12 protein-coding genes are annotated in these 13,136 nt (G+C 55.8%); 7 read left to right on the forward strand and 5 right to left on the reverse strand.

Annotation, left to right across the window (positions count from 1 at the left end; all coding sequences use genetic code 11):
- Window positions 1-95 precede the first annotated feature (95 nt).
- Window positions 96-437 carry an anti-adapter protein iraM gene (locus IP581_RS11815; protein WP_193820461.1) on the forward strand — a complete coding sequence of 114 codons (342 nt, stop codon included), beginning with the start codon at window positions 96-98 and terminating at the stop codon, window positions 435-437.
- Window positions 438-620: 183 nt separating this feature from the next.
- On the opposite strand, the gene IP581_RS11820 is transcribed toward IP581_RS11815, so the two are convergent.
- Entirely contained in the window at window positions 621-1,946 is a 1,326-nt protein-coding gene (locus tag IP581_RS11820) for an MFS transporter (RefSeq protein ID WP_407659107.1), read from the reverse strand.
- 193 nt (window positions 1,947-2,139) lie between these two features.
- On the reverse strand, window positions 2,140-2,670 hold the full coding sequence (gene cybB, locus IP581_RS11825; protein WP_193820462.1) for a cytochrome b561: 531 nt from the start codon (window positions 2,668-2,670) through the stop codon (window positions 2,140-2,142).
- 190 nt (window positions 2,671-2,860) lie between these two features.
- On the opposite strand from cybB, the gene gap reads away from it, so the two are divergent.
- Window positions 2,861-3,862 (forward strand): type I glyceraldehyde-3-phosphate dehydrogenase, encoded by a 1,002-nt coding sequence (gene gap / locus IP581_RS11830; protein WP_193820463.1) that lies wholly within the window; start codon window positions 2,861-2,863, stop codon window positions 3,860-3,862.
- Between the two features lie 51 nt (window positions 3,863-3,913).
- A complete protein-coding gene (locus IP581_RS11835) occupies window positions 3,914-4,840 on the forward strand; it encodes an alpha/beta hydrolase (protein ID WP_097401066.1) in 927 nt (308 codons plus the stop codon).
- Between the two features lie 32 nt (window positions 4,841-4,872).
- Here IP581_RS11835 and aldA read toward each other — a convergent pair whose 3' ends face one another.
- The 3 genes from aldA to IP581_RS11850 form a co-directional block, all read right to left on the reverse strand.
- The gene (gene aldA, locus IP581_RS11840; RefSeq protein ID WP_086868793.1) at window positions 4,873-6,312 is read right to left on the reverse strand and encodes an aldehyde dehydrogenase; all 1,440 of its coding nucleotides are present in this window, start codon (window positions 6,310-6,312) and stop codon (window positions 4,873-4,875) included.
- Between the two features lie 200 nt (window positions 6,313-6,512).
- A complete protein-coding gene (locus tag IP581_RS11845; protein WP_193820464.1) occupies window positions 6,513-7,313 on the reverse strand; it encodes a YdcF family protein in 801 nt (266 codons plus the stop codon).
- A gap of 269 nt (window positions 7,314-7,582) precedes the next feature.
- On the reverse strand, window positions 7,583-8,032 hold the full coding sequence (locus tag IP581_RS11850; protein ID WP_193820465.1) for a GNAT family N-acetyltransferase: 450 nt from the start codon (window positions 8,030-8,032) through the stop codon (window positions 7,583-7,585).
- A gap of 242 nt (window positions 8,033-8,274) precedes the next feature.
- Here IP581_RS11850 and IP581_RS11855 point away from each other — a divergent pair, with 242 nt between their 5' ends.
- The 4 genes from IP581_RS11855 to IP581_RS11870 are packed head-to-tail and all read left to right on the forward strand — an operon-like array spanning window position 8,275 to window position 13,088.
- Window positions 8,275-9,927 (forward strand): MFS transporter, encoded by a 1,653-nt coding sequence (locus IP581_RS11855; RefSeq protein WP_193820466.1) that lies wholly within the window; start codon window positions 8,275-8,277, stop codon window positions 9,925-9,927.
- A 19-nt stretch (window positions 9,928-9,946) separates the two neighbouring features.
- A complete protein-coding gene (locus tag IP581_RS11860) occupies window positions 9,947-11,029 on the forward strand; it encodes an HlyD family secretion protein (RefSeq protein WP_016495933.1) in 1,083 nt (360 codons plus the stop codon).
- Complete coding sequence (locus tag IP581_RS11865) at window positions 11,026-12,402, forward strand: efflux transporter outer membrane subunit (protein ID WP_193820467.1); 1,377 nt, start codon at window positions 11,026-11,028, stop codon at window positions 12,400-12,402. Before IP581_RS11860 ends, IP581_RS11865 begins: the two co-directional genes overlap by 4 nt.
- Window positions 12,403-12,428: 26 nt before the next feature.
- Window positions 12,429-13,088, forward strand: coding sequence for an O-methyltransferase (locus tag IP581_RS11870; protein WP_086868782.1), 660 nt, complete (start codon window positions 12,429-12,431; stop codon window positions 13,086-13,088).
- Window positions 13,089-13,136 lie beyond the last annotated feature (48 nt).

Here is a 13,136-nt window from a genome sequence, read left to right on the forward strand (position 1 = left end):
CGTAATATTAAATATAAAATTTAACTTAGGCCTGGCGCTAATTATTTGATAAGATTTTTCTTAGTAGAACATTGTGATATTAGCAAGGAGAACTTATGCGCTGGGATATTACGGACATGTTACTTTCCCCAACGACCGGCACAGCATTTGCCGTCGCCAGGAATAGTGAAAAACGATCGGTCATTATCTGGTATCGCGGCAACTATTTTTTGCGGCCAAACAATTACTTACGCACTGATGGCGCACGTGTATTCATTGATGGAAAACCTCAGGATTTTCGCGTTATTCATACCATGCCTTTTTTCCCTGCTATCTGGCAGACTTTAAAAAATAGTTGTCATTGCCCTAGTAATGATAACGTTTCATTGCGGAATTGTGAAAAGCAGCAGACTTGTTTATTCGAACTTTGTCCCTATGGAATAAAAATGATTTCCTAGGTTAATATCACGTTGATATTTATTTCCTGGCTGGGCAGATAATTAATCACCTTCGCGGGTGAACACTGAAAGAAAAGTTATCCGCAATTGCGCACCGCAGGCGGGCCTTGTACCGTAACGGATACGCGCAATATCCTGTTTCAGATTTACCTAATAGCCCGGAGGGTTCCTCCGGGCAAAACGTCAGCGTTTTAGCGGCTGCCCTGCGGTTTCGCGGGCGCGCAGCACTGTCAGGAAGGTAATTAGCGCCGCGCCCATCACATAGAAGGCAGGCGAGAATTTATCGCCGGTGCTGGTAATGAGCCAGGCGGAGAACCACGGCGTGATGCCGCCAAAGAAGGCGACGGCAAAGTTATAGGCGATAGACAACCCGCCATAGCGCACACTGGTAGGGAAAAGTTCCGCCATTGCGGCGGTACACGCGCCATCAAACGCGGCGATAAACGCCCCCAGCATCACCATTGCCAGCACCGCAGAGAGCACATCGCCATTCGCCATCACCATCATGGCCGGGTAACTCAGCAGAATAAACCCGGCGCACCCGGTCAGCATTAACGGCTTACGGCCATATTTATCCGACAGATAGCCCATAAACGGTACCAGCACCGCCACGGAAAAGAGACCAATCGTGGTGATGGCGTACGCGTTAAGTTTTGAGAAGTGCAACTCGGTGGAGAGATAGCTCGGCATAAAGGTTTGCAGCGTCCAGTGCCCGACCGCTTTGATCACCACAAAACCGACACAGAACAGCAACGCGCCCCACGCCGTGGTAACCGCTTTACGCAGCGGCGCGGATTCGGTTTGCCCGTTCTTCATGGCGTCGAGAAATTCTGGCGAATCTTCCAGATGTTTTCGTAAGTACAACCCAACCCAGCCCAATGGCCCGGCAATCAAAAAGGGGATGCGCCAGCCCCAGTCGCTCATGGTGCTTTCACCGAGCGTTGCTGTCAGCAGAAACACCAGCCCGGATCCCACGACAAAAGCCATAAAACCAAAGTTATCGATCCAGCAGGTGAAGTAGCCGCGGCGCTCCGTGGGGGCATATTCCGCCAGATAGGTTGTCGCGCCCGAGCTTTCGCCCCCAGCGGCAAAACCCTGAATCAGGCGCGTTATCACCAGCAGCACCGTCGCGGTAATACCAATCTGATGATAAGTCGGCAGCAGGCCCATCACGAAGGTGGCGCCGGAGGTGAGCAGGATCACCGTTGCCAGCACTTTCTGTCGCCCTTTTCTGTCGCCCAGCGAACCGAAAAACAGCCCACCAAGGGGGCGCATAATAAAACCCGCGCCAAAGACCGCGAATGACGAAAGCAGTGCGACGCTGGGATCACCCGCCTGAAAAAACTGCAGGCCGATAATGGCAGCGAGCGTGCCATACAGGCCAAAGTCAAACCATTCGACAAAGTGGCCAATGCCGGTGGCGAGCAGCACTTTGCGTAATTTGCGCGATCCGGCAGTGTGTTCTTGTGTTGCCATCCGATCAAGAGACTCCTGTACTGGCTGTGTCATATCCCCTCCGCCCGATAGTGTTTCTATAATAGATATACTATCTACACTGCTTGTACGAATTGCGCACAGCACGGATGGCGTAAAATGTGATTTCCGCCCTGCTTTTCAATGTGGAAAACCCGACAGGATCACATTTTAGACGCGCAGAAATGAAAAAGCCCCGCAGGATGCGGGGCCAGGCAACGAAGAGCAATTAGCCGCGTTTTTTCGGCATCATACGCAGCAGCGTGTTGTCTTTAAAATAGTAATGATGCGCCAGCGCCGCACCGGCATGCAACGCAATGACAAAATAGCCGGCGTTTGCCAACAGCTCGTGGAACTCTTTGAGCGTATCCACTAAATCATAATTCGCCTCTGCGGCGTACGGCATCGAAATACCAAAAGCAATCCATGGACCACCGCGGTTATACATCATCAGCAAGCCAAGAATTGGCAAGGCAATAAACAGCAGGTAAATGACCAGATGCCCAAGGTGCGCCAGCCCGGTCATCATCGCTGACGGTTTCGGCACAATCGGCGGCGTTGGGCTTTTCAGCCGCACCAGCAGACGCGCCAGCATCAGCACCAGAATCGAAATGCCGCATGAAACGTGTACGAGATTGAAATAAGGACGATAGCTGCGCGGGAAGAATCCGCGTAGTTCCATGGCGCAATAAGCGCCAACAACCAGCAGGAACACCAGCCAGTGAATGGCGATCTGTAATCCCGAATATTTGCTACGCATAAGGAACCCCCAAAACGAACGAACCGGCGTTCAACATACCTGGCTTTCCTTAAAAATTCATTAACTTTTCCTTATCACTTTTCAGTTACTTACCACAGTCTGAAGGTGATTTATTTGCCCAATAACGCCCGCCAGGTTATCACTAAATAAGTACAAAACGGTGATTCATTACATTCTGATGGAGATGATCATGAGCAAAATTGGCATTAATGGATTTGGGCGCATTGGGCGCCTGGTATTACGTCGCCTGCTGGAAACCAACAGCGGCGCGGAGGTGGTGGCTATTAACGATCTGACCTCACCCAAAGTGCTGGCCTATTTGTTAAAGCATGATTCCAACTACGGCCCGTTTGGCTGGAGCGTGGATTTTACCGAAGACGCGCTGATCGTTAATGGCAAAACCATTACGGTATATGCGGAAAAAGAGGCAAAAAATATTCCGTGGCGCAGCGCCGGTGCGGAGATCATCGTTGAGTGTACCGGTTTTTATACCTCGAGCGAAAAATCACAGGCACACATTGATGCCGGGGCCAAAAAAGTGCTTATTTCCGCCCCGGCAGGCGAGATGAAAACCATCGTCTACAACGTTAACGACGACACGATTAATGCGCAGGACACCATTATTTCGGTGGCGTCCTGCACCACCAACTGCCTCGCGCCGATGGCCAAAGCCTTGCAGGATAATTTCGGCATTAAAGTCGGCACCATGACCACCATCCACGCCTACACCGGTACCCAGGCGCTGGTCGATGGCCCGCGCGGTAAAGATCTGCGCGCCTCCCGTGCCGCTGCGGAAAACATCATTCCGCACACCACGGGTGCGGCGAAAGCCATTGGTCTGGTGATCCCGGCATTGAGCGGTAAGCTGAAAGGCCACGCGCAGCGCGTACCGGTGAAAACCGGCTCCGTTACTGAACTGGTATCCATATTAGAGAAGAGAGTGACGGTCGATGAGATCCATCAGGCGCTGAAAAAAGCCACGGAGAACAACGAATCTTTCGGTTATACCGATGAAGAGATCGTCTCTTCTGATGTTATCGGCAGCCATTTCGGTTCCGTTTTTGACGCCACCCAAACCGAGATCACCGAAGCCGGCGATCTGCAACTGGTCAAAACCGTCTCGTGGTACGACAACGAATACGGTTTTGTTACGCAGCTGGTTCGCGTGCTCGAAAAATATCGCGCACTGTAATCTCACCATCCACGCCGGGGAATGACCCGGCGTATTCAAACCAGGCAACACATGAGAAATATCAGCCCGGAAGATTTACTCACCCTGATGAACGTGGCGGTGCAACACGCCACTACGTTCTCCGTCTGGCCAACCGGCGAAGCCCCTGGCGCTGCGGTAAGCCCGGTGCAGTTTCAGCTTGAAGAGCACCATACCGGCCCCTCGCGTTTTGACCGATCCGTCACCGGTGTGCGTGCCCCGCACATTACCGTTTACGCGCCACAAAACCCGAACGGGGTCGGCATTCTGGTCACACCTGGCGGCTCTTACCGCCGTGTCGTGCTGGATAAAGAAGGCAGCGCGCTGGCGCCCTGCTTTAACGCCAAAGGTTACACGCTGTTTGTCATGACCTACCGCCTGCCGGGTGATGGGCATGAGGAAGGTGCGGACGCGCCGCTGGCCGATGTGCAACGTGCGATCCGCGTGATTCGCGCCCGAGCGCAGGAGTGGCGCCTCGATCCTGAACGTATTGGCATTATGGGGTTTTCCGCCGGCGGTCACGCCGCGGCCAGCCTTGGCACGCGCTACAACGAAAACGTTTATCGCCCTGTTGATGAGATGGATAACCAAAGCGCTCGCCCGGCGTTTATGGCGCTGGTCTATCCGGTGATTACCATGCACCAGGAGATTGACCACCCGATGTCGCGCCAGCAGCTGATTGGCGATACGCCAGGCGACGACCAGATCCGCCGCTACTCCGCAGAACAGATGGCCGATGAAAACACGCCGCCGACTTTTCTGTTGCATGCGGTCGATGACCCGGCAGTGAAAGTGGAAAACAGCGTGGTCATGTTCAACGCCCTGCGACGCCTTGGCGTGCCGGTTGAGATGCATCTGTTTGAACAGGGGAAACACGGTTTTGGCATTCGCGATGCGCTGGGCTTACCGGCGGCAATCTGGCCGGAGCTGATGATGGCGTGGATAGCAACCAAAGTCTGAAACGAGCCCCCACCAAACGCGGGGGCCACATATCAGGACTGCAGATAGACCATTTGCGTTTGCAGGTACTCGTTCAGGCCGTGGCGTCCATCCGCCCCACCGATACCCGATTTACGCCAGCCCGCATGAAACCCCTGCATCGCTTCGAAGTTCTCGCGGTTAATATAGGTTTCGCCAAACTTCAGCCCCCGCACAGCTTTAAACGCTGTCGCCAGATCGCGGGTATATACCGACGAGGTCAGGCCATAATCGCTGTCGTTCGCCATCGCCAGCGCCTCTTCCAGCGTGTCGAATGCAACCACCGGCAGCACCGGACCAAACGTCTCTTCATGCATGATGGCCATCTCCTGGCGCACATCGAGCAGCAGTGTCGGCGGGTAAAAATAGCCCCTGCCAGTGACCGCTTTGCCACCCAGCACCACGCGTGCGCCTTCTGACACGGCGCGTTCGACCTTCTCTTCAACGCGTTGCAGTGCTGCGGCATTAATAAGCGGCCCCATCGCAATATCGTTGCGCTGCGCCGGATCGCCAAACTGTACCGCTTTCATGGCTTCGCCAAGTCGATTGACAAACCGGTCATAAATCCCTTTTTGCACATACACGCGTTCGGCGCAGTTACACACCTGCCCGGTGTTGATAACGCGGGAGTCGACAATCGCTTTCACGGCCAGCTCAAGATCAGCATCATCAAAGACAATTGCCGGCGCTTTACCGCCCAGTTCAAGGCACACTTTGGTGATGTTTTTCGCGGCTGCCGCCATGATTTTCTCACCCGCGCCAACGCTGCCGGTCATGCTGACCATCGCCACTTTCGGATTCCCCGCCAGCTCCTGTCCGACGGTTTCCCCGCGTCCGAGCACGAGGTTAAAGACCCCTTTTGGCAAGCCGATATCATGGACAATTTTTGCGAAGGCAATCGCGTTGTTCGGCGTGAATTCGCTCGGTTTGATAACAATGGTATTGCCGGTAATCAGCGCAGGCGCCATTTTGCGGGCTATCAGGAAGAACGGGAAATTCCACGGCAAAATGCCGGTGGTCACCCCCAGCGCACGTTTAAACACGAAGATATTCTCGCCCGGACGGTCGCTTTGCAGAATTTCGCCCTCATAGCGCCGCGCCCACTCGGCCATATAGTCGATGTAATCGGCGGTAAAAGAGACTTCCACCTCCGCCAGTTGCTGGATTTTTCCCCCTTCGGCGACAATCAGCGCGCTAATTTCATGGGCTTTTTCACGAATACCCGCCGCGATTTTGCGTAACCAGCCAGCGCGTTCGATGGCGGGAAGTGCTTCCCAGCCAGGCTGCGCACGTTCGGCGGCGTCAATGGCCTTTCGCGCATCTTCGGCTGTGCCATCAGGAATACGCGCCAGGATCGCTTCGGTCGCCGGGTTGATGACATCCAACCACGAATCGCCTTGCCAGCTCACGAATTGACCATCGATAAACATAGGGTGCTGTACCGGTGCTGTCATGCCTCGCTCCTGTAATAACATTGTTTTTAACAAGTGAATTCATTGTTAAAAATCTATCGGTGCGCGGCATTTTTCCCATCGACACGGGCAGCTTTTGTGAGAGAACGCATAAAAGAGGAGCGAAAAAGCAACAAAACAATGGCAGGTTCAGCGGAGGAAATGCCCGTTTGCGGCAATGTCTGCGCAAACGGGCACTGAGGTTACAATGCGCGGCTACCGAGCGCAGCAGTAAGGGTGGAATCAGCACTCAAAACCTGCCATGCGGCTTCGACTTCCTGTGGAAAATCAACGTGAACAATAAAATCACGGCCGTTTGGCCCGTAACCATTAGCGTCATCGCGCAGGCGCGGCACTTCCCCCAGCAGCAATGACAAATAACGCTCAACCGACCATAAACCGCGCTGCTGCGGCTGGAAGGCCAGCCCCTCAGCCGTATTCGCTAACTGTGGCGTAAAGCCGGGCCAACTCAGCCAGTGGGGCGCGTCGTGGCACTGCTGGCTGATGCGGGCAAACGTCGCCATCGTACGGCGCTGCATGGTGGGATCCTGCACCACCATCACGGTTTTCGGTTTTACCCCCTGCGACATCAGCATGTCGATGCTGAATCTGGCGTTCTCGCCGCAGTTGGTGGATTTGTCCTCAATAAGGATCTGTTTCGCCTCTATCTGCCAGAACTGGCGCGCAATATCGGCCAGAATCGCGGCTTCGCCGCGCCCGGTGGTACGCACGACGTTATAGCGTGGATGCCGGGCGATAGCCGAATAAAGAAACGTGGTGGAGTGCCCGACGCCTCCGCTTATCAGAAGCGGCGTTTGCTGTGCCGCCGCCAGCGCGCAGGCGGCATCAATGGTTGGAATGACAGCATTACCCGCAAGAATGACCACATCAGCCCGCACAGGCGTGGGTTTACCGACAAAATCATTTTGCGCCAGCCATGCGCCCAGCGTATTTGCCGCCGCCAGCGTGCGCTCCGCTACGGTGGGAAAAGTCGTCATCAGCATAGAACCTCCTTCGCTTTAACTTACAGCCTACCGCGTCAGCGCCCGCAGAACAGGGGATCACTCCGAATCCTGTTCACAGCGGTTCAGGTATGTTTCTGTAACTTTTTTTGAAATACGCGCAATCACCCGCGCTGTACAGGTCGCCGCGGTATCTGCACTCACTGAAAACAGCGCCTGTGGCATTGAGTGGGCAAAACGGCACACGTTTTATGTGCCGCACATTCATTGTCCCAGCCCCAACGAAACTGCGCATCCTGACCACATACAGGTCACAACGCTTTCTCGAAACATACCGCTTCCGGCCTGCCAATATAGGTGCCGTAGTTTTCACGGATCTTGAAGCCGTTGCGCTGATAGAAATCAACAGCACGCTGATTGATTTTGCGCGTCTCCAGCCACAGCGCCTGAAAACCCCGCTCCCGTGCATGTTGTTCCAGCGCGCAGAGCAACTGAGCGCCTACACCGCGCGTGCCGGGGCATGCATACATGCGTTTGATCTCGCCGATCCCGGCGGACAATTCACGCACCGCGACACAGCCCACCGCCTGCGCGTTTTCGCGTGCCAGCAAAAAGAAGCCCCGCTCACCTAAGGTTGAAGCAGCAAACGACGCTCTGCCGCTGCTGCCTGTTAGCTGTTGCAGGTAATCAGAAAGCGCGTCCTGAAGTTGCAGGCACGCAGGATCGGTTGCCGGGGTAAGCGTGATGGTTATCGCACACATTGTGACGTTGTCACCTTTGGTTGGTTATTTTTATCAATAAAGCAGATCACTTAACTTCAGTAACCTATATTTTTCTTATGCGCTTGCATTGCCTTTGACGGCACAAGTAGAATCGTTAGCCCGCTAACCATTTACATTAACAACCTTTGTTTTTATATGGATAACTGCTGTTCCCGACATCTTCATGCGCGCACAACATACCGTCGCGAACGATCACCATTAGCCCCGGTCAGGAAAATGTAATGCGTTTGCCGAAAAGCGACCCCTATAGCCCACGCGAATGGCAGCCGCATGAAAAACCGATGCTGCTGGGTTCGCCTTCCACCCCCTATCACAGTACCCCGCGCCGTATCGCCTATGGTGTCGTTGGCCTGCTGGTTTGCATGACTGGCGCTCTGGGCAACGCGATGGTGACAGCGAATCTGCAAAATCTGCAAGGCACGTTTGCCGCCTGGTCGACGGAAATCGCCTGGCTGCCCGCTGTGTATGTGATGACCAATGTGTCGATTAATCTGCTGCTGGTAAAGTTTCGCCAGCAATATGGTCTGCGTGCGTTTACCGAAGGGTTTCTGGTGCTGTATGTACTGGTGACCTTCTTCCATCTGTTTATCAACGATCTCAGTTCTGCCCTGTTTGTCCGCGCCGCGCACGGCATGGTGGCGGCGGCACTCAGTTCGCTCGGGATTTATTATCAAATCCAGGCCTGGCCGGCGAAACATCGCTTAAAAGCGCTGACCATTGGTATTACCGGTTCGACGCTCGCCATTCCCATTGCCCGCCTTTTTTCTACCGAACTGCTGCAACTGGATGAGTGGCGCGGCCTGTATCTGTTTGAGCTGGGGCTGGCGCTGCTCTCGCTTGGCTGCGTGATCGCCTTAAAATTGCCGCCGGGCGATCGCAAAAAAGTCTTTGAAAAGAAGGATTTCATCACCTTCTTTCTGCTCGCGCCAGGTATGGCGCTGCTGTGCGCGGTGCTGTCGCTGGGTCGGCTGGACTGGTGGTTCGAAGCGCCGTGGATCGGCTGGTCGCTGGCAGGCGCCGTGGTGCTGATCGTCTCGGCTATCGCCTTTGAACACAACCGCAGTAACCCGTTGCTCAACACCCGCTGGCTCTCCAGCGGGAGCATTGTGCGTCTTGGGCTGATTATGCTGCTGATCCGCATTGTGCTCGCCGAGCAGAACACCGGGGTGTTTGGCTGGCTGCAATATGTCGGCCTGCAAAACGAGCAAATGACCAGCCTGGCATGGTCGATCCTGGCGGGCATTGTCTGCGGTATTACCGCCAGTTGTCTGACGATTAAACCCCAGCGGCTGGCATGGCCGATAGTCGCCTCGCTGGCACTGATGATTATTGCCTCACTGCTTGATAGCCAGTCCACCAGTTTGACGCGGCCCAACCAATTGATGTTAAGCCAGTTTTTACTCGGTTTTGCCAGTGCGTTTTTTATCGCACCGGCGATGCTGGCGGGAATTGGCGGCGTGGTGGCGGAGCCGCGCAACCTGGTCAGTTTCTCGGTGCTGTTTGGCATGAGCCAGAATATTGGCGGGCTGCTCGGCTCAGCTATTCTTGGCACGTTTCAGACCTGGCGGGAGAAATACCACTCCAGCCTGCTGGCGGACCAGCTCACCACCTTAAACCCGCTGGTTAATGAGCGTTTGCAGTATTACAGCCAGATGTATCAAAGCATGGTTGGCGACAGTGCGCTGCTCAGTACGCAAGCGGCGACGCAGTTGCAAACGGTGTCGACGCTGGAAGCCACTATTCTGGCTTACAACGATACTTACCTGCTGACGGCCAGCATTGCCGCCGCCACGCTGATTTGGATTTTATGGCGCTTGTTGCGCCTGCGCATTACTGCCCGCCTTGTGTTGAAGCGGGCCACTGGGAGCAAATAATAATGTTACTGGAGTGTCTATGAGCCAGCAGGATGCCGCCAAAGAGCGGGCCAATACCCGCAGCAATTTACGCGTGGTTTCTCTTTTTTCCGCCGCCGCGATTGGCCTGGTGGGCGTACTGGTGATCCTTTACGCCTGGCAGTTGCCGCCGTTTACGCGCCATACCCAGTTTACCGATAACGCCTATGTGCGCGGGCAGACAACATTTATCAGCCCACAGGTGAATGGCTATATCACTGACGTGCCGGTACAGGATTTCGCGGTCGTGAAAAAAGGCGATCTGATTATGCAGATCGATGACCGAATCTACCGACAGCGCGTCGATCAGGCAAAAGCCACACTGGCGATGAAGCTGGCAGCGCTGGATAACAACCTCCAGCAGCGAAAAAGCGCGCAGGCCGTCATTGCCCGCAATGAAGCCGCGCTCGCCAGCGCGAAAGCGCAGGATCTGAAATCCCAGGCGGATTTAAAACGCGTTAAAGCGCTGACCGCAGACGGCTCGCTCTCCATTCGTGAACGCGACGCCGCACTTGCCACCGCCGCGCAAAACACCGCCAGTATTGCCCAGGCGCAAGCGACGCTTGAGATGTCGCGCCAGGATCTGCAAACCACCATCGTTAATCGCGGGTCGTTACAGGCGGATGTGGAAAATGCCAAAGCCGCGCTTGAACTGGCACAAATTGATCTGCAAAACACGCGTATCGTCGCCCCTCGCGACGGGCAACTGGGGCAAATCAGCGTACGCCTTGGCGCGTATGTCACCGCCGGAACGCACCTGACCTCGCTGGTGCCATCGCAACGCTGGGTGATCGCCAACCTGAAAGAGACGCAACTGGCAAACGTGGTGGTTGGGCAGCCAGTGCGCTTTACCGTCGATGCTCTCGACGGGCGCAGCTACCACGGGCGCGTGGAGAGTATCTCTCCGGCCACTGGCGTGGAATTTAGCGCCATCAGCCCGGATAACGCCACCGGTAACTTTGTCAAAATCGCCCAGCGCATTCCGGTGCGCATCCAGGTGGAGGCGAAACCCGATGAGCTGGCAAGGCTGCGGCCGGGAATGTCGGTGCAGGTACATATTGATACGCGGGAGGCGGAGCAATGAGGCTGCGCCCTGCGGTTATCACCGTGAGTCTTCTTCTCGCCGGCTGCCAGTCCGCCGATGTCCGGCAAGCCCAACCGTCGCTGCAGATCCCGGCGGCCTGGCGCAGCGAGGCGGGTCCGGCCAGCAAAACGGATAGCGTCTGGTGGCGCAACTTTCACGACAGCCAGTTAAACCGCTATGTCGATCAGGCGTTACGTCACAACAGCGACGTGCTGATTGCCCGCGAAAGAGTCAATGAATATCAGGCGCGGGTTTACGCCGCCGACAGCGCCCTGTTCCCGGAGCTGGACGCGGGGATTTCCGGCACCCGCGCGCGTTCCCAATCGGCCGCGACGGGTTTACCCATTTACAGCACCTTGTACAAGGGCAATCTGACGGCCAGTTATAACGTCGATATCTGGGGCGCCAGCCGCAGCGCGTCTCGTGCGGCGGACGCCTCGCTGGAGGCGCAGAAAGCCGCAGCGGCGGCGGCCGATTTGACGGTGGCGACGAATGTCGCTTCCGGTTATCTCACGCTGCTGTCGCTGGATGCACAGTTACAGGTCACGCAATCCACGCTGGCAGCGCGGGAAGATGCTCTCAAACTTGCCCGTCGCCAGTATGAGACCGGCTATACTTCACGACTGGAGTTGATGCAGTCCGATTCCGAGTTGCGCAGCACGCGCGCGCAGATCCCGGTGCTGCAACATCAGATAAGCCAGCAGGAAAATGCGTTGAGTGTGCTGCTGGGTAATAATCCGGGCGCGGTTAATCGTGGTGAATTTGCAACGTTAACGCCGCTGAAAGTGCCCTCGCAGTTACCGTCGAGTTTGCTTAACCGGCGGCCGGACATTGTCCAGGCGCAGCGCCAGCTGGTTGCCGCCGATGCGACACTCGCCGCATCACAGGCGAAATTACTGCCGTCGATTAACCTGACGGCAACCGGCAGCATGCAGGACAATACGCTGCCCGGCTTGCTGGATAATCCGCTGCGGTTATGGAGCATTGGCGGCAGCATTCTCGCCCCGTTGCTCAACCGTCAGGCACTGAATGCGCAGGTCGATGTCTCCATGTCCCAGCGTAATCAGGCGCTTTACACCTATGAAAAAACCGTGCGCAACGCGTTCAAAGAGGTGAACGATAGCCTCGATGCCATCACTCGTCTGGGCGAGCAGCTCGCTGAACTGGCCGGGCAAGTCGATGTGGCACAGGAGACGTTACGCATTGCGCAAAACCGTTATCACAACGGTTATTCCTCTTATCTGGACGTGCTGGACGCCCAGCGCACGCTGTTTTCCGCTCAGCTCAGCGCGGTGCAGGTCAAAAACAATCTGTTACTGGCGCAGGTGGATCTCTATCGCGCACTGGGAGGTGGCTGGTACGGGCTGGATTAAGTTTCTGATAAACCAGGAGTAATGCTATGCAGCAGAAGTGGTCCGCGGTTGACGAATACTTAGTAAAACAGCTGATTCCGGAAGATGAAATCCTGACGCAGGTGCTGGCAAATAACCAGCGCGCGGGGCTTCCGGCCATTGATGTTTCGCCCGCTCAGGGTCAATTACTGGCGCTGTTTGTGCGCATGGTGCGGGCGAAGCGCATTCTTGAAATCGGTACGCTCGGTGGTTACAGCACGGTGTGGATGGCGCGCGAACTGCCCACCGGCGGCGAACTGCTGACGCTGGAAGCCGATCCGCTACACGCGGCGATAGCGCGTGAAAATCTGCAATTTGCCGGGGTGGCGCATCAGGTCACCGTCGCCGAAGGCCCGGCGCTGCAGACGCTGGAAAACCTGGGCGACCGCCCGCCCTTCGATCTGATTTTTATCGATGCCGACAAACCCAATAACCCGAACTACCTGAAATGGGCAATGCACTATGCCCGGCCTGGCACACTGATTATTGGCGACAATGTAGTGCGCGAGGGTGAAGTGACGAACCCGACGACCACCGATGCCAGCGTGCAGGGTGTGCGGAAATTTATTGAGATGACAGGTGCCGATCCGCGCCTGACGGCCACCGCCGTGCAAACGGTCGGCGTTAAAGGCTGGGATGGCTTTACGCTGGCGTGGGTGAATGCGTGAGGTCGCTGGTGCAGGTTCTTGCCGGATGGCAAACTCGCTTATCCGGCA

The sequence above is a fragment of the Kosakonia pseudosacchari genome, assembly GCF_015167415.1.
Taxonomy (GTDB): Bacteria; Pseudomonadota; Gammaproteobacteria; order Enterobacterales; family Enterobacteriaceae; genus Kosakonia; species Kosakonia pseudosacchari.